The 24,841-nt window shown below is 38.1% G+C and carries 18 protein-coding genes; 13 read left to right on the forward strand and 5 right to left on the reverse strand.

What is annotated here, in order from left to right; translation table 11 throughout:
- The first annotated feature begins 38 nt into the window (after nt 1-38).
- Nucleotides 39-6,116, forward strand: coding sequence for a LamG-like jellyroll fold domain-containing protein (locus DHD80_RS02200; protein WP_251739256.1), 6,078 nt, complete (start codon nt 39-41; stop codon nt 6,114-6,116).
- Here DHD80_RS02200 and rsmG read toward each other — a convergent pair.
- Nucleotides 6,113-6,742, reverse strand: a complete 630-nt coding sequence (rsmG, locus tag DHD80_RS02205) for a 16S rRNA (guanine(527)-N(7))-methyltransferase RsmG (RefSeq protein WP_251739329.1) — start codon at nt 6,740-6,742, stop codon at nt 6,113-6,115. The two genes, DHD80_RS02200 and rsmG, sit on opposite strands and share 4 nt — an antisense overlap.
- A gap of 115 nt (nt 6,743-6,857) precedes the next feature.
- Between rsmG and DHD80_RS02210 the strand changes: the two genes are divergently transcribed.
- A complete protein-coding gene (locus DHD80_RS02210; RefSeq protein ID WP_251739330.1) occupies nt 6,858-8,045 on the forward strand; it encodes a pyridoxal phosphate-dependent aminotransferase in 1,188 nt (395 codons plus the stop codon).
- Between the two features lie 144 nt (nt 8,046-8,189).
- On the opposite strand, the gene DHD80_RS02215 is transcribed toward DHD80_RS02210, so the two are convergent.
- Nucleotides 8,190-9,686 (reverse strand): potassium transporter TrkG, encoded by a 1,497-nt coding sequence (locus DHD80_RS02215; RefSeq protein WP_251739257.1) that lies wholly within the window; start codon nt 9,684-9,686, stop codon nt 8,190-8,192.
- The gene (gene trkA, locus DHD80_RS02220) at nt 9,686-11,035 is read right to left on the reverse strand and encodes a Trk system potassium transporter TrkA (RefSeq protein WP_251739258.1); all 1,350 of its coding nucleotides are present in this window, start codon (nt 11,033-11,035) and stop codon (nt 9,686-9,688) included. The genes DHD80_RS02215 and trkA overlap by 1 nt, the downstream gene beginning before the upstream one ends.
- Before the next feature lie 131 nt (nt 11,036-11,166).
- On the opposite strand from trkA, the gene ubiE reads away from it, so the two are divergent.
- Both ubiE and DHD80_RS02230 read left to right on the forward strand, forming a co-directional pair.
- Nucleotides 11,167-11,895, forward strand: coding sequence for a bifunctional demethylmenaquinone methyltransferase/2-methoxy-6-polyprenyl-1,4-benzoquinol methylase UbiE (gene ubiE / locus DHD80_RS02225; RefSeq protein WP_251739259.1), 729 nt, complete (start codon nt 11,167-11,169; stop codon nt 11,893-11,895).
- 4 nt (nt 11,896-11,899) lie between these two features.
- The gene (locus DHD80_RS02230; protein ID WP_251739261.1) at nt 11,900-12,601 is read left to right on the forward strand and encodes a porin family protein; all 702 of its coding nucleotides are present in this window, start codon (nt 11,900-11,902) and stop codon (nt 12,599-12,601) included.
- Here the strand turns inward: DHD80_RS02230 and DHD80_RS02235 are convergent.
- A complete protein-coding gene (locus DHD80_RS02235; protein WP_251739262.1) occupies nt 12,588-13,319 on the reverse strand; it encodes an RNA methyltransferase in 732 nt (243 codons plus the stop codon). The two genes, DHD80_RS02230 and DHD80_RS02235, sit on opposite strands and share 14 nt — an antisense overlap.
- A gap of 138 nt (nt 13,320-13,457) precedes the next feature.
- Between DHD80_RS02235 and DHD80_RS02240 the strand changes: the two genes are divergently transcribed.
- From DHD80_RS02240 to DHD80_RS02280, 9 genes are all read left to right on the forward strand, one after another.
- Nucleotides 13,458-15,917 (forward strand): BamA/TamA family outer membrane protein, encoded by a 2,460-nt coding sequence (locus DHD80_RS02240; protein WP_251739264.1) that lies wholly within the window; start codon nt 13,458-13,460, stop codon nt 15,915-15,917.
- Between the two features lie 44 nt (nt 15,918-15,961).
- Nucleotides 15,962-17,029 carry a class II fructose-bisphosphate aldolase gene (fbaA, locus tag DHD80_RS02245; protein WP_251739265.1) on the forward strand — a complete coding sequence of 356 codons (1,068 nt, stop codon included), beginning with the start codon at nt 15,962-15,964 and terminating at the stop codon, nt 17,027-17,029.
- Between the two features lie 82 nt (nt 17,030-17,111).
- Nucleotides 17,112-17,969, forward strand: a complete 858-nt coding sequence (gene accD, locus DHD80_RS02250) for an acetyl-CoA carboxylase, carboxyltransferase subunit beta (RefSeq protein WP_251739266.1) — start codon at nt 17,112-17,114, stop codon at nt 17,967-17,969.
- A gap of 112 nt (nt 17,970-18,081) precedes the next feature.
- The gene (gene rpsO, locus DHD80_RS02255; protein ID WP_251739267.1) at nt 18,082-18,351 is read left to right on the forward strand and encodes a 30S ribosomal protein S15; all 270 of its coding nucleotides are present in this window, start codon (nt 18,082-18,084) and stop codon (nt 18,349-18,351) included.
- A 199-nt stretch (nt 18,352-18,550) separates the two neighbouring features.
- The gene (locus DHD80_RS02260) at nt 18,551-20,833 is read left to right on the forward strand and encodes a polyribonucleotide nucleotidyltransferase (protein ID WP_251739268.1); all 2,283 of its coding nucleotides are present in this window, start codon (nt 18,551-18,553) and stop codon (nt 20,831-20,833) included.
- Between the two features lie 336 nt (nt 20,834-21,169).
- Nucleotides 21,170-22,033, forward strand: coding sequence for a sigma-70 family RNA polymerase sigma factor (locus tag DHD80_RS02265; RefSeq protein WP_011708302.1), 864 nt, complete (start codon nt 21,170-21,172; stop codon nt 22,031-22,033).
- 196 nt (nt 22,034-22,229) lie between these two features.
- On the forward strand, nt 22,230-22,646 hold the full coding sequence (locus DHD80_RS02270; protein ID WP_251739269.1) for a BLUF domain-containing protein: 417 nt from the start codon (nt 22,230-22,232) through the stop codon (nt 22,644-22,646).
- A gap of 37 nt (nt 22,647-22,683) precedes the next feature.
- Nucleotides 22,684-23,352 carry a ribulose-phosphate 3-epimerase gene (rpe, locus tag DHD80_RS02275; RefSeq protein ID WP_251739271.1) on the forward strand — a complete coding sequence of 223 codons (669 nt, stop codon included), beginning with the start codon at nt 22,684-22,686 and terminating at the stop codon, nt 23,350-23,352.
- Nucleotides 23,333-24,322, forward strand: a complete 990-nt coding sequence (locus DHD80_RS02280; RefSeq protein ID WP_251739272.1) for a YpdA family putative bacillithiol disulfide reductase — start codon at nt 23,333-23,335, stop codon at nt 24,320-24,322. Before rpe ends, DHD80_RS02280 begins: the two co-directional genes overlap by 20 nt.
- 34 nt (nt 24,323-24,356) lie before the next feature.
- On the opposite strand, the gene DHD80_RS02285 is transcribed toward DHD80_RS02280, so the two are convergent.
- Complete coding sequence (locus tag DHD80_RS02285) at nt 24,357-24,719, reverse strand: hypothetical protein (RefSeq protein ID WP_251739274.1); 363 nt, start codon at nt 24,717-24,719, stop codon at nt 24,357-24,359.
- Nucleotides 24,720-24,841 lie beyond the last annotated feature (122 nt).

Genomic DNA, 24,841 nt, shown 5'->3' on the forward strand with positions numbered 1-24,841 from the left:
TATGTATTTTCACCGAACGAAAATCTATTTAACCGCCTATGTATAAAATTACCCCCTCGGCGAAATCCGGAGGAATTTTAATCATTTTTCTGGTTTTCTCTTTAAGCATTGTAGCATCTACAAAAAGTTTAGCCGGTCTTACTATTACAGTAGACCTGGTTACAGCTGTTTCATGCAATAATGGAAACGATGGGGCCATCAATGTTTCTGTAACAGGTGGTGATCCAGGCACTTATAGCTACTCATGGTCTGGCCCAAGTTATAGTTCCCCCAGCGAGGATATATCTGGTCTTTCTTCTGGCTCTTATACTTTAAATGTTACTGATGGACTTGGTAATTCAGGCTCCAAAATTATAGAAATTAATCAGCCTCCAGCATTAACCGCAACGGCAGCATCAAGTACACCGGTCAGCTGTAACGGGGGAACCGATGGGAGCATTACGGCAGGAACCCCTTCCGGTGGAAATGGAAGCTATACCTATAGCATGGATGGAATAAGTTTTCAAGCCACTGCAACTTTTAGCAACATCTCCGCGGGCAATTATATCCTAACTATTAAAGATGCTAAAGCCTGCGAAGTCACTCAAAATATAACTGTAAGTGAACCTCAAGTATTAACCGCGACGGCGGCTTCAAGCACACCGGTCAGCTGTAACGGGGGAACCGATGGGAGCATTACGGCAGGAACCCCTTCCGGCGGGAATGGAAGCTATACTTATAGTATGGATGGAATAAGTTTTCAAGCCACTGCAACTTTTAGCAACATCTCCGCTGGCAATTATATCCTGACTATTAAAGATTCCAAAGCTTGCGAGGTCACTCAAAATATAACTGTAAGTGAACCCCCGGTATTAACCGCAACCGCAGCATCAAGTACACCGGTCAGCTGTAACGGGGGAAACGATGGGAGCATTACGGCAGGAACCCCTTCCGGTGGGAATGGAAGCTATACCTATAGTATGGATGGAATAAGTTTTCAAGCCACGGCAACTTTTAGCAACATCTCCGCTGGCAATTATATCCTGACTATTAAAGATTCCAAAGCTTGCGAGATCACCCAAAATATAACTGTAAGTGAACCTCCGGCATTAACCGCAACGGCGGCATCAAGCACACCGGTCAGCTGTAACGGGGGAACCGATGGGAGCATTACGGCAGGAACCCCTTCCGGTGGAAATGGTAATTATCGTTATGCAATCAATGGCGGGACATTTGGCACTTCTCAAAAATTTGAAGATTTAACTGCTGGAACCTATGTTATTACTTTAAAAGATGACAAAGCTTGCTCCCTGACCCAAACTGTAATCGTGGGGGAACCGGAAGTATTGGAAATGACCACGCCTTCCAGCACGGCTGTGACTTGTTTTAATGGAAATGATGGGACAATTACGGTAGGGACTGCTACAGGGGGAAATGGGAGTTATTTATATTCCATTGACAACACTAATTTTACCACAGAAACTACTTTTACCGGGCTTTCCGCCGGAAACCACACCATTTTCATAAAAGATGCAAAAGAATGTGCTTTACAGAAAACGGTAACAATCTCACAACCAGACATACTTGCCGCAACCTTGAGCAAAACTGATGTTAGTTGTTTTGCGGGAACTGATGGGTCCATTACACTATCTGCTCCCATTGGGGGACATGGTACCTATGAATACAGCATCAACGGAACCATCTGGCAGACTAATTCATCCTTCCAAAATCTTTCCATTGGAAGTTATGCAGTTTATATTCGCGATGCGGCATTTCCGGGTTGCGAAGTGGTTTTAAATAGCGAATTGCAGATTAACAAACCTTCCGCAGCTTTAAGCGCCAGCATTTCTACGACCAGGACAACGGTTTATTTATCGGCAACCGGGTCGGCAACTGCAAATGCATCGGGCGGGACACCAGGATATACTTATGAATGGAGAAAGGAAGGGGAGACAGCAGTCTTGCAAACTACCAAAACAGCTACAGATTTAGCTGCCGGTAATTACCAAGTTACCGTAATAGATCAAAATGCTTGTAAGTTTGACTCTACTTTTACAATTAACGAAATCCTTGAAGCGAAGATTATCCCCACTTCAATTTGTGGGGGAGAGGAAGATTTAATCAGGACCTCTTACTTTGAAATAGAAGACCTTACTGCTTTAGGAGGAGTCGCACCTTATACCTATACATGGAATTTTGGAACTGACGCTACACCTGTAACCACTACCGGACCTGGATCTATTGAAGTAAAATATAGCACGACAGGCAATAAAGCGATAACACTTACAGTGACGGATGCTGAGAACATAAGTAAGACTTTTAATTATACACAGTTTGTTGGAGAATGTTACCGGGATAATTGTGGCTCCAATGATTTTGAAATTAATAACTATTATGTAGGGGATGCCAATGGAAATCGAACTTCCTCCACTAATTGCAATGATGGGCAGCAACGATATATTTATATTAACTTAAGCAGTAATTCCACCAGATATTCACTTTATGCTGAAATGACCTATACCATTACCAACATTGATACAGGGGAAAGCATTACAAGAAAAGAAAACGGTTGTTTTTATTCTAAAGAGGAAGTCCCAAATCCAACCCGTACAATTCCTATCCAATGGAATTGCGGGGATGATATTATATTGGACAATATTTACCTTACATTTTCAAATAATAAAAAATGGACGTGTGGACAGGGACCAAACCCCAAATGTTATTCCAGCAACAATCAGGAAATTATAAGCTCACCTCTGTTTGCCAAAGCAATCCCTAATGAATTGCTTTGCTTTGATTCTGAATTGGGCACCATTGAAGTAAGGGCCTCTGGAGGACGTGCTCCTTACCAGTACAGCATTCAGAACGCCGTAAATGGCTATCAAACAGATAATGTTTTCAGAATATTAAAAGCGGGAGATTATGATGTGTGGGTAAAAGATGCAGAAGGGACAATATTTCAAATTCCCCCCGTCACAATTACTCAGCCGGACACCCCCGTTACTATTATCACGAGCATAGAAAATATAGAATGTTTTGGAGGTACTGGTGAAGTAACAGCTACAGGTAGCGGGGGAACACCATACCAAACCGGAGAACCTTACACTTACCTATGGAACGATCTTTCAGAACAAACCACACAAACGGCAACCGGTTTAAGCGCTGGGGAATATACTATTACGGTTATTGATGCCAATGGTTGCCAGGCTATTAAAACGGTTACTATTACCCAACCCGAGCAACTTACAATTTCGGAAACTGGGCCGGACCAAAATTTTGGGTGTGGCTTTAATACTACTACACTTGATGCAAATACTCCTGTAACAGGCACCGGGAAATGGACTTTAGTTTCGGGAACAGGAGGAACTATAACCGATCCTTCCAACCCTAATTCAGAATTTACAGGAATTAATGGTGTTTATACATTTCGATGGACTATTGCCCACCCTGATGGAACTTGCGCAACCAGTAGTGATATGAATGTTACATTCTCAGGTAATTGTAGCCAATTGGATTTTGACGGGATTGATGACCATATAATAATGGGAGATACTTACTCTTTAAATTTAGGGGCATTTACCATAGAAACCTGGATTAGGCCTAAATCGGTTTCCGGAGTTAGCACTATCCTTTCAAAAAGGGATTATTCAAACCCCAATGCAGGGGGTTACGATTTGATTATCAATAATGGCGCTCCTACTTTTAGATGGAATGCGAACTCTGTTTCTACTTCCAGTAAAGTGGGAACAAATAGATGGTACCATATCGCAGTTATTTTCAACGGTTCAAGTGTTGAACTTTATGTGGATGGTATTAAAGTTGGAAATAGTTCAGCTATGAACCCTGGCGCTAGTTCAGCTCCATTTATGCTTGGAGCAGTTTATGACAGCACCTCTGCAGCCATTCCCAAAGATTACTATACTGGATGGATGGAAGAACTTAGGATTTGGAACAAAGCAATTTCTGTTGAACAATTAAGGTTCTTAATGAACCAAAGGGTAGAAGCAATAGGTGCGGGAATCCAGGGATCTGTGCTTACCAATAAATATATAGTTCCCGGCAGCTCAAGCTGGAATAATTTGATTGGCTATTATAAGCTTTTTCCTAATGAAATAGTGAGTAATGAAACAATCGATATTTCAGCTACGCCAGTTAACGGAGTCTTGAAGAACATAGAAACCAATCAGTATAATTCTGCACCGCTTCCATATATATCAGAAGGAAATGGTGACTGGACTAGTAGGTCCACGTGGGATCAAAATATTGGCAACGCCCAGGAAAACTGGTGGTCCTATCCAAATGATAAAGGTATTAATGGGACTGATATTCAATGGAATATTGCCAAAATATCCCACACTATAGACTCAAAAGCTAATGATATTTATCTGCTTGGCTTATTATCTGAATCCAACACCCTAACTATGACCGGCGATAATAATACGGCAACTGGTCAAGCTCTCACTATTTCACATTATCTTAATTTAAATGGTATTATTGATCTTGACGGCGAATCACAATTGGTTCAAACCACCGGAAGTATTCTGGAGGAGACCAGCTTGGGATACCTGGAACGTGATCAACAGGGAACTGCGAACAGTTTCAACTACAATTACTGGACTTCCCCTGTAAGTATACAAGGTACCGGAAATAATTCCGGATATAAAATTGGAGAAGTTTTAAATGACGGAACTGATCCTCAGATTCCCGGTCCAATTTCATTCGATTACTGGTATGAATATGCAGATTATACGTATTCGGGACCTAAGCATATTAGCAGTTACTGGTTCTATACCTTTAATGGCGATGCCGATACTTATGTGCAATGGTCGCAGGTTAGTGAACTTGATTTATTGCCCGCCGGTATTGGTTATACTATGAAAGGAACTATGGGCTGGGCAAATGTTCAGGACTATCAAAACTATACCTTCCGGGGAAAACCTAACAACGGCGATATCACACTACAAATTAGTTCTGGCAGCAATTTGCTCATAGGAAATCCATATCCTTCAGCAATTGATGGAACTAAATTTATCGATGATAATTTGGGTGCATTTAATGGAAGTATTTATTTATGGGATCATTTTGGCCCTGAAAACTCCCATTATCTTGCCGACTATGTTGGTGGTTACGCCATCACAAATAAAGCCGGTGAAGTACGGGCCATTTCCACAGATGAAAGGATTAACAGCAATGATGAAATTTCGAATAAATATCCCGGAAGGTATATCCCGGTGGGACAGGCATTTTTTATCAGTACAGTTCAGGATGTAAATGGAAGTGGCACTAGTTCCGGTGGAACTGTAAAGTTCACTAACGGGCAAAGAGTTTTTGTTACTGAAGCGAATAAAGCCGATAGCCAGTTCTTAAGTCATGAAAATCCTAGAAAAGCTTTTAAATCTACTTATTCAAAAGACAACAGATTTAAAATACGCTTGCATTATCGTGGCCCTAAAGGCTATCACCGTGAGATCCTGGTCACAGCCGATGAATTGACTACAAATAATTTTGATCTTGGTTATGACGCGCCTTTAATCGAAGATAATCTAGAAGATATGTACTGGCTTATTAACGAATCTGAATTTGTGATCCAGGCAGTTCCAAATTTTGATAAAGAGCAGGTTTTACCTCTTGGGATTCGCGTTGGCGAAGCAGGGGAATTTTCCATAGAAATTGAGAATCTTGAAAATTTGGATAAAAGTTTCAATATTTATGTACACGATAAGGAAAATGGCACCTATCACAATCTCTCTAAAAATGAATTTAAAGCCGAAGCTGAAGAGGGGGAATTCAATGATTTGTTTGAAATAGTTTTTGCTAAACCCGGAGAAGTAGCCGTAGATGAGACTGACGAGGAAGTAATCGAAGTTCCGGTAGAGGAAATTTTGATTGGGACCCAATTCAATATCGATTACCTAAGAGAATCGAAAGTTCTTATCCTCGAAAATCCTGATCTTTTAAAAATTGAAAGAGTAGAACTTTATAGCCTTAACGGGCAATCTCTTGGTGTATTTGAAAATACTCCGGTGCAGGAAGTGATCAACTTAACTATAGAAAAAACCTTGAGTTCTGCGGTTTATATAGTCAAGGTATTTTCAGAAAAAGGACAGTATTCCAAAAAGATCATTATCAACCGCTAGGATTTATATTTTAAAGGAAGGTATACCAGTTTTTTTGTCTCGAAAAAATCTTCTTCAAAATATGCTGAGAGCTCCTGGATTTCCGATTTTGGATAATCTTTGAGCTCTTCGCTTAAATCCCCACCTTTTAAATAAAGAATTCCATTCTTGATTGCGTGCTTATTTTTCTTCGCTATTTTATTTTTTGTCCAATGCACAAAAGTTGGCATCGCAGCAACCGCCCGACTAACAATAAAATCATATTGTCCTTTAACTTCCTCTACCCTGCTATTATAGGACTTTACGTTTTCCAATTGAAGGCCTTCAGCCACCTCATCCACTACTTTTATTTTTTTTCCAATAGAATCAACCAGGTGAAATTTCACCTCCGGAAAAAGTATGGCTAAGGGGATACCGGGAAAACCTCCACCGGTACCCACATCTATAATTTTGGATCCCGCTTTAAATTCCTGAAATTTCGCGATCCCCAGCGAGTGAAGCACATGTCTTATGTATAACTCATCGATATCCTTTCTGGAAACCACATTGATCTTCAAATTCCAGTCTTTATAAAGCTCCTCTAGTTTCTCAAATTTGGATAGTTGATCTTCAGTGAGATCAGGAAAGTATTTTGTAATTAATTCCACTTCAAAAATTTTCACAAAGGTATTCAATTTTAGTGCGAATTTTTTTCAGAAATAAACAGCGCAGAGTTTTTAAAATTTTAACTTTGAATTTTAAAAATTGAAAAGAAAACATTCCATGCAGCAACAATTATCAGACAGAATTAACAGTATGGCCACCTCGCAAACTTTAGCAATGGCCGCTAAAGCGAGGGAACTAAAAGCAGAAGGCAAAGATATTATCGGATTAAGTTTGGGAGAGCCAGACTTTAATACTCCAGATTTTATAAAAGATGCTGCGATACAGGCAATCAACGATAATTACAATTCCTATACCCCGGTAGATGGTTATGTAGAATTAAAAGATGCTATCATTACAAAGTTTAAACGCGATAATAACTTAACCTATGATCGTTCACAAATTGTAGTATCCACAGGTGCGAAACAATCTTTAGCCAATGTTGCCATGGTTGTTTTAAATCCCGGAGACGAAGTACTCCTGCCCTGCCCTTATTGGGTGAGCTATTCTGAAATTGTGAAACTTGCCGAAGGTGTTCCCGTAGAAATGCCAACCTCAGTAAAATCTAATTTTAAAATTACTCCGGAAGAACTTGAAGCTGCGATCACCCCAAAAACAAAGATGATCTGGTATAGCTCTCCCTGTAATCCCAGCGGGATGGTTTATAGTAGGGAAGAGTTAAAAGCTCTAGCTGAAGTTTTGAGAAAATATCCAGATATCATCGTGGTAAGCGATGAGATCTATGAACACATTAATTTTGTGGGCGATCATGCTTCCATAGCCGAATTTGAGCATATGTATGATCGTACAGTTACCGTAAATGGTGTTTCCAAAGCATTTGCTATGACCGGTTGGCGTATTGGCTATATTGGAGCACCCACTTATATCGCCAGAGCTTGTAATAAAATGCAAGGGCAGATTACAAGTGGTGCGAATTGTATTGCTCAAAGAGCGGTAATTACAGCTTTAGAGGCTCCGGTTTCGAAAATTAGCCATATGATCGAAACCTTCAAAAAACGAAGGGAACTGATCATTGATTTATTGAATAATATTGATGGTTTTATAACCCCGGAACCTGAAGGAGCGTTCTATGTCTTCCCAAATGTATCTTCGTTCTTCGGGAAAACATTTAAAGGGCATACCATTAAAGATGCTGATGATTTTAGTATGTTTTTACTGGAAGAGGCCAATGTCGCGACGGTCACCGGAGCAGCTTTTGGTAATCCAGATTGCATAAGAATTTCCTATGCCGCAAGCGAGGATCAAATCACGGAAGCACTAAAAAGAATTAAAGATATTCTGAAATAAAATTTTCCCTGTTTCTGAAATAAAAAACCGGCTTAGTGCCGGTTTTGTTATTAAGTTTTTTTAAAAAGAAATTGAGAAACTTCAGAAGCTGAATTAAAAATTTAGTGAAACCGACTATCTCCGAGGGTGAGCCGTCGAGGAATTTTATCGATTTCTCCAAAAGAATGGAGTAAGGATTATTAAAACGGTAAAAAGTTCAAGTCTTCCAATAAGCATTAAAAAGGCACACCACCATTTACCAAGATCTGGCAACATATCGAAGTTATTCACCGGACTCAAACCACCAAACGCCGGACCCACATTTCCTAAAGTTGAGGCTGCACCACCAATTGCGGTTTCAAAATCCAGCCCAAAGGATGCCAGAACAACTGCGCCAATGATGAAGGAAAGCATATATAAAATAAAAAATCCAAGGATATTAAAAACGATCTCTTTGCTGATAGATTTCCCATTAAATCTAGTTGGTAAGATCGCATTTGGGTGCAGGGTCCGTTTAAATTCAATAATTCCATTTCTAATCATGATAATATGCCTCATCACTTTTACGCCCCCTGCAGTAGATCCTGCAGATCCACCCAGAAAAAACATTCCGAAGAAAAAAATGGTTAGGAAAGGTGTCCACATGGTATAATCTGCAGAGACAAAACCTGTTGTGGTAATTACCGCCAGTACTTGAAACAATGAATGTCTAAAAGCACTTTCAGCTTCACCCCAAACCATAGGATGGTCTATGGAAGATATACTTACATCTGCCTGAAAATAGATCACCAATGCACTAATCACGGTAAAACCTCCTATGAAGTAAAAATACCAGTTGAACTCATCGTCGTGCAAAATTTTACTAAACCGCCCCTTAAAGGCAAAATAACTTAGAACGAAGTTGCTTCCTGCCAGAAACATAAAGATGATAACAATATACTGAATGATTGGATTATTATTCCAATAGGCCATGCTGGCATTTTTTGTAGAAAATCCTCCTGTAGAGAGCGTGCTAAAGGCATGGTTAATAGCATCAAAGAAACTCATACCTGCCACCCAAAGTAAAATAGTTTCTGCTACCGTATAGGAAACATAAATGAGCCAAAGCCTTTTCGCGGTATCTGTAATGCGAGGTTTAAGTTTATCTGCGCTGGGGCCGGGAGATTCCGCAGAAAATAACTGCATCCCTCCAATTCCCAATAATGGCAAAATAGCAATGGCAAGTACAATGATTCCCATCCCGCCTATCCAGTGAGTTAAACTCCTCCAGAATAATATTCCTTTTGGGATTGCCTCAATATCATTTAAGATGGAGGCTCCGGTCGTGGTATAACCAGACATTGTTTCAAAAAAAGCGTTGGTAAATCGTGGAATAGTTTCACTGATTACATAAGGAAGCGCTCCACTTAAGGCCATGAAGATCCAACCAAAAGTCACGATAATATAACCTTCACGAACCTTGACCTCTTTACTGTGCCCACGTGTAGTGAACATTAAAAGAGTTCCAAGAAATAATGTAATTAAAGCAGCTGTAGAAATTTCGAGAGTAACTCCATCATTATAAATCCAGCTAACAATGGTGGCAAGCAACATGAAGCCCCCATTGCACAGCAGCAACAAACCCATTACGTGTAGAATTATCTTATAATTCAGTCGGGGCATTAGAGAAACAATTTTTCTACTTTATTAATAGATCTGGGAAGACAACAAACAACAATCCTGTCCTTTGGTCTTATTAAAAAATCACCAAGAGCAATTAGACCTTCACCATTTCTTATAATTCCTCCTATAATTGCAGATCTAGGAAACTCGAGATCTTTAATTTTTTGATTACTTACCCGCGAATCTGGTTTTACAATGAATTCCAGTAATTCCGCATTCATATTGTTAAGTTTGGTCATGGCCACTACCTCCCCTTTCCTTACATATCGGAAAATATTATTTGCGGCAAGTAATTTTTTGTTGATAAGCGTATCGATCCCAATAGAATGGCTTAGCTGAAAATAATCCATATTTTCAACCAGGGCGATGGTTTTCTTTACACTCTTTGATTTTGCAACCAGGCAAGACATAATGTTTGTTTCAGAATTACCCGTTACAGCGATAAAAGCATCCATATCATGAATATTTTCCTCCTCTAAAAGTTCAACATTCCTACCATCTCCATTGATGATTAAAGTATCTGGAAGTTCATCTGCCAGATCGTATGCTTTATCCTTATCCTTTTCAACTAATTTTACATTGAAATTATTTCTACAGAGATCACGGGCAGTTTTTCTACCAATCTTACTTCCGCCCAAAACCATGATATTTTTGATATCCTGGCGAACTTTCCCTGTGAGTTTATATAGCTCTTCAACACCACTCTTAAGGGTTATAAAATACACCTGGTCCCCATCTTTAAATTGGGTATCCCCTCTGGGGATTAAGGTATATTGGGTTCCAAAGCGTTGAATAGCAATAGGAACAAAATTTAGTTCAGGAAAAATTTTAGCTGCTTCTTTCACCGTTTTTCCAACAAAAGTTGCCGTTCTGGAAAGGCTTACACCCATCATGGTCAAAGCTCCTTCCTCAAATTCATAGCTGTCGTTGAAAGCAGACTGGTTCAATAACAATTCAATTTCACGAGCAGCCAGAGCTTCCGGGGAAATCAGTTCATCTATCCCAAATCTTACAAATCCCAGTTCTTCCTGATTTTCAAGAAATTCAGTATTAGAAATTCTGGCTATGGTTCGTTTAGCGCCCAATTGCTTTGCTAGAACGCAAACCGTGATATTGGTGGCTTCACTCGCAGTCACACTAATTAACATGTCTGCATACTTAACCTGGGCCTCTTTTAATATTTTAATGGAAGATGCATCACCTTTTAGAGTTTTTATATCTAAGTGAGTATCAGCATAAACGAGGTTATCACGATTGGGGTCTATAAGTGTAATATCTTGCGACTCAAAAGAAAGTAATTTAGCTAAATGGAAGCCAACCTCACCTGCGCCGGCAATAATTATCTTCATATAAAATATCAGATTATAGAACAAAGTTAACGTATTTATCATAATTGAAAAATGATAAGGGCATTATAAATTTTGAATGATAGTCCTTTAATTCTCCGAGTTATCAATTATATTTGGCGCAAAGATTTTCTATGGGTAAAAACGTGACTCCTTATAAGGATTCCAAACTTTCCAAAAAAGAGCAGGTGGAGCAGATGTTCGATAGTATTTCGGACAATTATGATGGATTGAACCGGGTAATTTCTTTAGGAACCGATGTGAAATGGAGAAAAAAGGTAGTTGCAAAAGTTACTGAGACTAATCCAGAAAAAATTCTTGATATTGCAACCGGCACAGGTGACCTTGCCATTCAAATGGCAAATTCAGGAGCAAAAAAAATTATAGGCCTGGATATTTCTGAAGGTATGCTGAAGGTAGGCCGAAAGAAAATTTCTAATAAAAATTTAGATTCTAAAATTGAAATGATTCAGGGTGATTCTGAAGATTTACCTTTTCAAAATGATGAATTTGATGCCATCACTGTAGCTTTTGGTGTGCGAAATTTTCAAAATTTAGAAAAGGGTTTAAAGGAAATCTATAGAGTTTTAAAACCAAACGGAATTTTTGTAGTCCTGGAAACTTCAGTCCCCAGAAAATTCCCCTTTAAACAAGGTTACCATGTATACTCAGGTGTAATTCTTCCCATGATTGGAAAACTTTTCAGCAAAGACAAAAATGCTTATTCCTATTTGAGTGAAAGTGCAGCAAATTTTCCATATGGAGAAAAGTTCAACAATATTTTAAAGAAAATAGGGTTTATAAACATAGAAGATTTACCGCAAACATTTGGAGTCTCAACTATTTACACTGCCTCAAAGTAATAGGATGAAAAAATCTACTTTTGTGATACTTGCTTTATTAAGCATTCAGTTTTCCAATGCCCAGATTTTTGGTGGGGAATCCATTACAAATCAGGAAAATATCGATAACCAGAAATGGTCCTGGGGATATTATCTGGGATTTAATACCTATGATTTCGATTTTGATTATATCGATTATGAGCCCGATACCAAGCCCGATATTCGTGTGGAAACCCGAGTAGGTTTCAATGTTGGTCTGGTGGGAAATTTAAAATTAGATAACAATTTAGACCTTAGGTTTGAACCAGGTGTTAATTTTAGCACGCGTGGTTTTCAGTCTTTAAAATCTGACATCAACACGTACAGGGAAATAAATTCAACCTATGTTCACCTTCCACTTCTAATAAAATTCAGCGCTAATCGTTTAAATAATTTCAAACCCTTTGTGGTAGGTGGTGTATCTACTTCCATCAACCTGTCCAGCAATCAAAATAATCCTGATGACAATAGCGCAGGTCAATTTCGGATGAAAGCTAATACTTATAATTATGAAGTTGGATTTGGTATCGACCTTTACCTGTATTACTTTAAGTTTACCCCTACCCTTCGCGGAGTTTTCACAATTAACGATGAACTGGTTCGAGATGCCGATCCCAATAGCATCTATACCGGAAATATAGATAAAATGTCGTCCCGAGGGGTATTTCTAAACTTCACCTTTCAGTAGTCCTTCGCTTAAATTCACTTAGCAATATTGAAGTTGCCGTTGCCACGTTTAAACTTTCAGTATTTTGATTTTTTCCAAATTGTGGAATATTGATTTTCTCAGAGACCAGTTCTTCTATTTTTTCAGAAATTCCGTTAGCTTCATTACCCATTATTAAAATAGCATTATCCATTAGATCTTTTCTATACACATTATCGCCTTCCAGAAATGCTCCATACTTTAGCATTTTAGACTGCTGTAAAAACTCGGCCAAATCAAGGTAAGACACCTTTATTCTGGCTAGAGAACCCATGCTCGCCTGAACAACTTTGGGATTATAACAATCTACTGTATCTTCACTACAAACTAAAGTTTCAATCCCGAACCAATCACATAATCTAATGATCGTTCCTAAATTTCCCGGATCCCTAATTCCATCCAGTGCTAAAATTAGACCGCTTGATTTATCAAAATTTGATTCTTTAGGAATTTTAAAAATAGCTAATGCTTCATTAGGTGACACTAAATTTGATATTTTTCCTAAATCATTTTCAGAAATTATGGTGGCCATATTATCAGAAAAAATATTTGCTTTCGCAAAGAGGTTCTCCAATTCAAACCCGGAATTTAAAAATTCCATGATTCCCTTCTTACCTTCCACTACAAACAATCCATGTTTCTTTCGATACTTTTTCTGAGAAAGACTTTTTATTAACTTAATCTGGTTTTTGCTAAGCATTAAAAAATGTATTTTTGAGCGAATAATTGCTCTTGATTGAAAAGGCTTCTCGCAAAAATATTACTATTTTTCATATTCACTTCAGTAATTCTAAGCTGTAGTGCGGTAAAAAGACTCGAAGAAGACCAAAAATTATTGATGAAAAATGAAATTTTCAGCAATGGTGAAGTAGTCAAAAATTCCAAAATATACAGCCAGCTTTATCAGGAGCCAAATGTCCGGTTTCTCGGCATACCTTTTCAGCTTCATTATTACAATCTTGCACGACCAGATATAGACAGTATTCTAACGGTAAAATACCTGGAAAATGAGCAAAAAAGGAAATTTCTCACCAGTCTACTTTCTAAAAAACAGTTTGAACGCTTTGTTCATTCCAGGAAAGAATTCAATACTTGGTTAAAAAGAACCGGGGAAGCTCCTGTTATAGTTAGTCAGGAAGAAACAAAAAAATCTTTAAACAGGCTTAAATCCTGGTATTGGAATAATGGCTGGTTTAATATTGAAGCAGATTATGAGATCATTCCTTTAGAAAAAGAAAAGCGGGCAAGGGTGGAATATTATGTTACTCCGCACAAACCTTACTTCGTCGATTCTATCAAAACCGATATTTCGGCAGTAGCACTGGATTCAATTTATAAAGTTCACGAATCTGAAAGCAAAATCATTTCCGGAACCAAATACAATACGCTGGATTTTAATGCGGAAAGGGACCGCCTATCTGATCTTTTCAGAAATAATGGCGTATATAATTTTGATCAGGAATACATTAGTTTTGATGCAGATACGGTTGAAACCAATCACTCTCTTAATACAACCCTAATTATTCAAAATCGCCGAAATAATGTGGGTGATAGTGTATCCAGACTTCCATTTAAAGTTCATAAAATAAGTAAGGTTAATATTATAACCGATTATACTTACGAGAACCGAAATAAACCTATTCAGGATAGCGCCACTTTTGAAGGTTATAATCTCTATTCCTTCAACGAAAAAATGGATTTCAAACCGGAAGCAGTTAGCGATGCAATCTTTATAAAGCCCGGAAATATCTATCGGGACCTCGACAGGACCAGAACGTATAACCGCATTAGCTCGTTACGTGTTTTTAAATATCCAAATATCCAATACACTCTGGATCCTGAAGATAGCACGGAAACAGATTTGATTTCCAATATATTTCTGAGTCCGTTACCTAAATATTCTCTGGGATTCGATTTTGATGTTTCCCAAAGTAATATTCAGGATTTTGGAATTGGTTTTGGAGGTTCCTTATTGATTAGAAACGTTTTTGGAGGGGCTGAAAATTTTGAAATTAACGCCAGGGGAAGTATTGGCTCTTCAAAAGATGCAGCTAAAAGCGGTGCTGAAGATCGCTTTTTTGATATTTCTGAAATTGGTGCAGATGTAAAACTTTCATTTCCCAGAATTTCCTTTCCTATAAATACTGAAAAAATTATTCCGAAATATACTTCCCCATTTACCGAAATGAGTTTGGGAATAAGTACCCAACGAAATATTGGGTTGGATAAACAAACTTTTTCAGGAATCCTTAATTATAACTGGAAACCTTCAAAACTGCTTTTCAACAGCGTAGATTTATTGAATATACAATACGTTCGCAATTTAAATATTGATAATTACTTCAATGTATACCGAAATTCTTATGAAGAATTGACTCAAATTGCCCGTAGAACATCTTTTGTATTCAACGATCCTTCATCAGAACCACGTCTGGAAATTCCAGATGAAACTGACGAATTTATCAATTCTATTCAGGATTCTGAAGTTACCGATATTGGGCAGGATGATTTTTTAAATTTTGTAGATATTGTTGAACGAAAAGATAGGCTGACTGAAAATAACCTGATTTTTGCCTCTAACTATACCTATCTCTGGAACACCAAGGAAAATCTATACGATTCAGAATTTACCCGTTTTAGGTTTAAAATAGAAACAGCGGGAAATATCCTGGCTGCTCTTTCTAAAATTGGGAATTTCGAGAAAAATGAAAATGGCAATTATAAGATCTTCGGCGTTCCATTCTCCCAATATGTAAAAACTGAAATTGACTTTATTAAACATTGGGACCTGGGTGGAGATAATGTATTTGCAACCCGGGCATTTGGAGGGATTGCCATTCCATACGGCAATGCCAACTCCATTCCTATCACCAAGACATTTTTTGCCGGTGGGCCAAATGACAACCGTGCCTGGCAGGCCTATGATCTGGGTCCCGGAAGTAGTGGTAGCCTATTCGAATTTAACGAGGCCAATATGAAACTTGCTTTTAATGGGGAATATCGCTTCGGACTTTTAAATAATATCAAAGGAGCACTCTTCGTAGATGTTGGGAATATCTGGAATGTCCTGGATCGTTTTGACAATGTGGAATCTTATTCTTTCAGCGGATTTTCAGATTTAAAAGAGCTTGCCGTTGGTTCAGGATTTGGTATTCGATACGATTTTAATTTTTTCGTACTCCGGTTTGATGTAGGATTTAAAACCTATGACCCTGCGAGACCTGAAGGAAGTCGCTGGTTTAAAGATTACAACTTCAACAATGCGGTTTACAATGTTGGAATTAATTATCCTTTCTAAGACAGTTAATTTTCCTATTTTTGTATTCCTAATTAAAAAATATTATGAGTCACAACATTAAACCTGGAGTAGCAACTGGAAAAGAGGTTCAGGAAATATTTCAATATGCCAAAGATAAAGGCTTTGCATTACCTGCTGTAAACGTAATTGGTTCTAACACGATCAATGCGGTTTTAGAAACAGCAGCTGAGTTAAATGCACCCGTAATCATTCAATTTTCAAATGGGGGAGCCCAGTTTAATGCTGGAAAAGGCTTGAGCAATGAAGGGGAAAAAGCTGCAATTGCAGGCGGAATTGCGGGAGCAAAACACGTTCATGAATTAGCCAAAGCTTACGGTGCAACTGTAATCATGCATACAGATCATTGCGCAAAAAAATTACTTCCATGGATCGATGGGTTATTAGATGCAAGTGAAGAATACTACAAGCAGCATGGGAAACCATTATATAGCTCACACATGCTGGATCTTTCCGAAGAATCTATCGAGGAAAATATTGAAATTTGTAAAAAATATCTTGCCAGAATGGCAAAAATGGGAATGACCCTTGAAATCGAACTGGGTATCACTGGAGGCGAAGAAGATGGTGTGGATAATTCAGATGTGGATGCCTCTAAATTATATACTCAACCGGAAGAAGTCGCTTATGCCTATGAAGAACTGAGCAAGGTTAGCGATCAATTTACCATCGCCGCTGCCTTTGGAAACGTTCACGGGGTGTATAAACCTGGAAACGTAAAATTAACTCCGAAAATCCTTCAGAATTCTCAGGAATATATTACCAAAAAATATAATGTTGAAAAAAATCATATTGATTTTGTTTTCCACGGTGGAAGTGGTTCTACGGTTGAAGAAATTAAAGAAGCAATTGGTTACGGTGTTATAAAAATGAATATTGATACAGATTTACAATATGCATTTTTAACCGGTATTCGTGATTATATAGGGGAGAAAAAAGAGTATTTGGCTGCCCAAATAGGAAGTCCAGATGGTGAAGACTCTCCAAATAAGAAATATTACGATCCCAGAAAATGGTTACGGGAAGGTGAAATTACTTTTAAAGACCGTCTGAAAAAAGCCTTTGAAGACCTTAATAACGTAAACACTTTATAAATTAATTGAAACAGTCTTTTCATCATTTGGAAAGACTGTTTTTTATTTACAATAATGCCATACGGCGGAAAAATTGCAGAAAATGGCTTGGTTTAAAAGAACACAAAAAGGGATTCAAACTCCTACTGAAGATAAAAAAGATGTCCCTAAAGGTCTTTGGTATAAATCACCTACCGGAAAAATTGTTGATGCGGAACAGCTTGAAAGCAATTTTTATGTAAGCCCCGAGGATGGTTACCATGTTAGAATTGGAAGTGCAGAATATTTTAAAATCCTTTTTGATGATAATGAATTCAAAGAACTGGATAAAAATATGACTTCTAAGGATCCTTTGAATTTTGAAGACACAAAAAAATATACAGATCGTATAAAGGCGGCACAGGAAAAAACCGGGCTTATTGATGCCATACGCACAGCCGTAGGAAAGTCCAAAGGTAAGGACCTGGTGATTGCCTGTATGGATTTTAAATTTATTGGCGGAAGTATGGGTGCGGTCGTGGGTGAAAAAATTGCTAGGGCAGCCGAATACTCTATAAAGCACAACATCCCTCTAATGATAATTTCAAAGTCTGGCGGGGCAAGAATGCAGGAAGCAGCATTATCCTTGATGCAATTAGCAAAGACTTCTGTAAAACTGGCGCAGCTAGCTGAAACAAAACTACCTTATATCTCACTTTGTACCGATCCTACCACGGGTGGGACTACCGCTTCATTTGCGATGTTGGGAGATATTAATATTTCTGAACCAGGTGCTTTAATTGGTTTTGCCGGCCCTCGGGTAGTAAAAGAAACCATTGGAAAAGACCTACCCAAAGATTTTCAAACTGCTGAATTCTTAAAAGAGAAAGGATTTTTGGATTTTATCGTACAGCGATCTGAATTAAAGAATAAAGTAAACCTTTATATAGACCTTATTCAGAATCAAAAAGTTAGGGCCTAAAAAGTCACCAAATAAATTTTTAATTTAGGCTAGGTACTTTTCAAATTCTGAGTATCTTTGCCGCCGGACAGAAAAACTGTCGATACAAGAAAATCATTTAAATAATATTGGAATGTATTTAACAACAGAAAAAAAACAAGAGATCTTCGAAAAACACGGTAAAGGAAAAAACGATACCGGTTCCGCTGAAGGTCAAATTGCGTTATTCACGCACAGAATCGCTCACCTTTCTGAGCATTTAAAAAGCAATCGTAAAGATTACAATTCTGAACGCTCACTGGTGATGCTGGTAGGTAAAAGGAGAAGCCTGCTTGATTATTTAATGAAAAAGGATATTTTAAGATATCGTGCCATCATTAAAGAATTAGGATTAAGAAAATAAATTTAAGGGGGCTTTATGCCCCTTTTTTTATACTTTAGATTGAACCTGCAAAGGTTTTCAAAAATTGTCGCCCAAAGGGTAGTTTTTCATTGGTCCACCCACAACTGCACACAACACACAACCCGGCCGCCCGGAATGGCGGAGACCATTGTTTAACTAAAAGATCTGGTGATGTTATTCAGATCAAACATTCAAAATTATGATTCCAAAAACATTTAAAGAGGTTATCGATCTTGGAGATGGTAGAACCATTTCCCTCGAAACCGGAAAATTGGCAAAACAGGCCCACGGGTCGGTTGTTGTTCAAATGGGTAACGCCATGTTACTTTGTACGGTAGTGTCTTCATACAAACCTACCACCATGGATTTCTTTCCATTAACATTAGATTATCGTGAAAAATTTGCTGCTGCAGGTTTATTTCCCGGAGGTTATTTCAAAAGAGAAGCAAGGCCGAGTAACGAAGAAATTTTAGTAATGAGATTAGTAGACCGTGTATTGCGTCCACTTTTCCCTAAAGATTACAAATTTGAGACTCAGGTGATGATCCAGTTGATGTCCCATGATGATGAAGTGATGCCAGATGCACTTGCCGGATTGGCCGCATCAGCAGCAATTCAACTTTCAGATATTCCTTTTGAAACGCCAATTTCTGAAGCACGTGTTGCCAGAATAGGTGGTGAATTCGTTTTAAACCCAAGCCGTGAAGCTTTGAAAGAGGCCGATATGGATATTATGGTTGGAGCTTCGGCAGATTCTGTAATGATGGTAGAAGGGCAGTTTGACGAATGTTCAGAAGAAGAGATGGCTGAAGCTATCAAATTCGCTCATGAAGCTATTAAAAAACAATGCGAGGCTCAGGTGAAACTTGCTGAAGCATTTGGCAAGAAAGAAACCAGGGAATATGAAGTTGAAAGGACTGATGAAGCTATAGAGAAAAAAGTGCACGAAGCAACGTATCAAAAAGTATACGATATTGCTAAAGATGCATCTGCTAAAAAAGATCGTTCCCAATCATTTGCTGATTTAAAAGAAGAAGTTAAAGCTTTATTTTCTGAAGAAGAATTGGAAGAAAACGGAAGTCTTGTATCCCGGTATTTTTCAGCTGCACACAAAAAAGCGGTTAGGGATCTTACCTTAAAAGAAGGTGTTCGTCTTGACGGTAGAAAAACTGATGAAATCAGGCCCATCTGGTGTGAAGTAGATTATCTACCCAGCACGCATGGATCGGCATTATTTACCAGAGGGGAAACCCAGGCACTTGCCACGGTAACTCTTGGTACTTCCCGAGAAGCAAATCAGGTGGATCTTCCCACGCAACAGGGAGAAGAAACTTTTTATTTACATTATAACTTCCCTCCTTTTTCTACCGGAGAAGCCTACCCAATTAGAGGAACTTCACGAAGAGAGATTGGTCACGGGAACCTTGCCCAAAGAGCGCTCAAAGGGATGATCCCCGATAATTGCCCGTATACGGTTAGAGTAGTTTCTGAAGTACTGGAATCTAACGGTTCTTCTTCTATGGCTACTGTTTGTGCCGGTACCATGGCATTAATGGATGCCGGGGTACAATTGAAAAAGCCGGTTTCAGGGATTGCAATGGGATTGATTTCTGATGGTGAAAACTACGCGGTACTTTCTGATATTCTTGGAGATGAAGATCATCTTGGGGATATGGACTTTAAAGTAACCGGAACGGCCGATGGGATTACAGCCTGCCAGATGGATATCAAGATCAAGGGGCTTTCTTATGAGATTCTTGTAAATGCTTTAAAACAGGCAAGGGCAGGAAGACTTCATATTCTTGATAAACTGAATGAAACTATATCTTCAGCTAACCAGAATGTAAAAGCTCATTCTCCAAAGATCATCACCAGAAGAATTCCGAATGAATTTATTGGAGCTCTTATTGGACCTGGAGGAAAAGTGATCCAGGAACTACAAAAAACTACTAAAACCGAGATCGTGATCAACGAAGATCCGGTTACAGAAGAAGGAATTGTAGAGATTCTGGGTACTGAGCAGGAAGGAATTGATAAGGTGCTGGCCAAAATTGAATCTATTACATTCAAACCTGAAAAGGGTAGCGTATACGAGGTAAAAGTGATCAAACTTTTAGATTTTGGTGCAGTGGTAGAATATTTAGATGCTCCGGGTAACGAGGTTTTACTTCATATTTCTGAATTGGCATGGGAACGTACCAATGATGTAAATGATGTCCTTAAAATGGGAGATACCCTGGATGTGAAATACTTTGGCCTTGATCCTAAGACGAGAAAAGACAAGGTTTCCAGAAAAGCTTTATTGGAAAAACCGGAAGGTTATAAAGAAAGGGCTCCAAGAGACGACAAACGTAGCGGTTCCAGAGATAGTCGCGGGCGTGATGATCGTAGAGGAAGGGACGATCGAGGACGCGATAATCGCCGGGACGATAGAAAACCCAGAGAAGACAGAGAAGACAAACCCAGAGAAGACAGGGATTAGTTTTCTGATATTATAGCAGAAGCCCGGCAACTTGCCGGGCTTTTTTTATTCTTAAATTTTAAAATCTTACTGAAATTTGCACTTAATTATTGCGACTATCCTGAAAATTCTAAAAAAATGGAAAAAATATTTCGCGTTAGGGACCTGCCTTGTCGGCAGGCAGGTTGCAACGGAAAGCCCGCAGCTGCTATCGGCAGCGAGGACTTATAGCGAAAAGCCCGGCACGAAGTGCAACGCCCAAATAAATTTAATTGTAATTTTTGTAACATTCTGCGACATTTTTACGTATAAATATGTACAAGAGCTATTCATAATAAAAAATCCCACGAAAGATAGATGAGACAACTTAAAATTACGAAGCAGGTAACCAATAGAGAAACCGCTTCGCTGGATAAGTATTTGCAAGAAATTGGAAAGGTTGACCTGATTACCGCTGATGAAGAGGTAGAATTGGCTCAAAGGATTAAAGCAGGTGATGACCGTGCTCTGGAAAAATTAACCAAAGCTAACTTACGTTTCGTCGTTTCTGTAGCAAAACAATATCAAAATCAAGGCCTTACGCTTCCCGATCTTATTAACGAAGGAAATTTAGGCTTAATTAAAGCTGCGAAACGTTTTGATGAAACTCGTGGTTTTAAATTTATCTCCTATGCTGTTTGGTGGATTAGACAATCCATCCTGCAAGCATTAGCAGAGCAATCTCGTATTGTTCGTTTGCCTTTGAACAAGATTGGTTCTATTAATAAAATCAATAAGACTTTTGCTTTTCTTGAGCAATCCCATGAGCGCCCACCAAGCGCGGAAGAGATCGCCAAGGAATTGGATATGACCATTAACGACGTTAAGGAATCTATGAAGAACTCCGGGCGTCACGTATCGATGGATGCCCCTCTTGTAGAAGGTGAAGATTCTAACCTTTACGACGTTTTACGTTCTGGTGAGTCTCCAAATCCAGATAAGGAATTATTACATGAATCACTTCGAACTGAAATCGAGAGAGCTCTGGAAACACTAACTCCGCGTGAAGCTGATGTTATCCGGCTTTATTTTGGTTTAGGGGATCAACATCCAATGACCTTGGAAGAGATTGGCGAGACTTTTGATTTAACCAGAGAAAGAGTTAGACAAATTAAAGAAAAAGCAATACGTAGGTTAAAACATACTTCCAGAAGTAAAATTTTAAAAACGTATCTTGGATAAGATATTTAAAGCAACAACAGTTTAGTGCCGGAGTGATGACCGGTATGAAAATAACTGTTCGTTTTTTGATTGATGAATGACCCCGGAGTGATGACCGGGGTTTTTTCTTTTAACATTTGTTTCATTAAGTATAAAATTTCTTTATTTTAACGAATTGGATTTTTAATTTTATCTATCAGATTTATAAAACCCATTTATGCGTTATGCCGTTAGTTATGTAAGCAGTGTAAATCCCGAGCTTACAGAAAAGGAAATTTTAGAAATTTTAAATTTTAGCAGGAGATGTAATATAGATCACGATATTACAGGTATATTATTGTTCTCTGAAGGAAATTTTTTCCAGGTGATTGAAGGAGAAAAAGAAATAATAAAAAGCTTATTTTCCCGGATAGCTATTGATAAAAGACATCACAATGTCATGGTGATCTTCGAGAAATCAGTTTCTGAGAATCAGTTTGATACCTATATATCTGATTTTATTTCTTTAAATTCTCGCTTTAATTCCGAAAATATAAATCTCTATCTCTCTCAGATCGAGAAATTAAATCCTAAAATTCAAAGTTCTGTACGTTATATCCTAAATAAATTTACAGAAGGCATCAAATCGGTTTAATCTTTTTATTTTTGTTTGCCATAGAAAGTAAATAAAAATGACCGAAACATTGATTGCCCCTTCCCTACTTGCTGCAGATTTTGGAAATCTCCAACGGGATATTGAAATGGTTAACGAAAGTAAAGCAGACTGGTTCCATATCGATATTATGGACGGCGTATTTGTCCCGAATATTTCTTACGGAATGCCGGTTCTGAAAGCAATTTCAAAACATGCCAAGAAAACAATTGATGTTCATTTGATGATCGTGGATCCTGACCGATATATTCAGGAATTCGCAGATCTTGGGGCTGATATTCTTACGGTACATTATGAAGCGTGCACACATTTGCATAGGAGCCTTCAGGCTATAAAAGCTGCCGGAATGAAAGCCGGAGTTGCACTTAATCCACATACTTCTGTAGATCTTTTACAAGATGTTCTTCAGGATATTGACCTGGTCCTTATCATGAGTGTGAATCCCGGTTTTGGCGGACAAAGTTTTATTGAAAATACTTACCATAAAATTCATAGGCTCAAGCAATTAATCGCTCAAAAAAATGCTAACACCATAATTGAAATTGACGGTGGTGTGACTGATGAGAATGCCATGGCATTGGCAAAAGCCGGTGCAGATGTTCTTGTTGCAGGTAGTTTTGTTTTTAAATCTGATAATCAGCCGGAAACCATCAAAAACTTGAGAAAAATTGCAAATTCTGGAAAATAAGTTCGACGTTGTAATTATTGGAGGGGGGCCTATAGGAATAGCCTGCGCTTTAGAAGCTCAAAAGAAAAAATTATCCTATATCGTTCTGGAAAAGGGTTGCCTGGTAAATTCACTGTACCACTACCCTACTAACATGACTTTTTTCTCCACTTCTGAAAAGCTTGAACTGGATAGCATACCTTTTATTAGTAGTAATCCCAAACCTGTAAAAAGGGAAGCATTAGAATATTACCGAAGGATCGCTACGACAAATGAAATTAATATTAAACTTTTTGAAAAGGTAAATTCCGTAGAAACGATTGAGGATAATTGGCATAAAGTGTTCACTACAAAGGCGGAATATCTCGCGAAAAATATCATTATCGCTACTGGATTTTATGACATCCCCAATTTTCTGAATATCCCGGGAGAAGATCTGCCGAAAGTTTCACATTATTATAATGACCCACATTATTACGCCACCCAAAAGACTGTGGTAGTAGGCGCAAGTAATTCTGCTGTAGATGCTGCCCTGGAAATTTATCGTAAAGGCGGAGAGGTAAGCATGGTTGTTCGTCAGGCGGAAATTGGTTCACGGGTAAAATATTGGGTAAGACCGGATATTGTAAACCGAATAGAGGAAGGAAGCATAAAAGCTTATTTTCATTCAGATATTAAGGAAATAAGAGAGACTGAAGTTGTTTTAAATACTCCGGAAGGAGAAAAAATACTCGAGAATGACTTTGTTTTATTGCTCACTGGTTATCGCCCCAATTTTAAGTTCTTACAAGATCTGGGAATTAAATTATCTAACGATGGCAAAAAGATCCCTCAATACGATGATGAAACAATGGAAACTAATGTACCGGGCATGTATCTGGCCGGTGTTATTTGCGGTGGAACTGAAACCCATAAATGGTTTATAGAAAATTCTAGAATTCATGCCAAAATGATCATGAACAATATTTCTAAAAATAAAAAACCTCACTAATAAGCGAGGTTTTCAGATTATATATGGAATAATATTAGTTTAAAACAACTACAGAATTAGATCCAAGTCCTTTTCTTCTCCCAATCAATCTACCGTAAAATTCAAGGTCTTCATTATTATTACGAAATGAATGATCTATTTTTTTCAATGCATGTTCAATTGGAAATGTATAAATTTCAATTTCAGGATAGCCGTCAAAAAGTTCATTCTTATTAATTCCCACTTCTATCGACCTTGTTTCTTTATTATAGACTACAAAATCTGCCAGATAGTTATGTCTTAATAAATCTATACAATCCTGATTTAATTCCCCACAATTTTTACATTCTGTAATATAATCTGCAACAACTTCTTTAAGGGATAATCTAAGTTGAGTACTATTGAAATAAGCGGCCATAACTTTTATATTTTATGTGGGGTAAATTTAGAGGCTTATTGCTTTTATAAAAATATTTTGTAAAACATTTAACGCTCACGCTTAAAAAAAAGTAAAAATAAAAAAGCCTCCCTGTTAAAAGT

This window comes from Gramella sp. AN32 (assembly GCF_023718305.1).
Classification (GTDB): Bacteria; Bacteroidota; Bacteroidia; order Flavobacteriales; family Flavobacteriaceae; genus Christiangramia; species Christiangramia antarctica.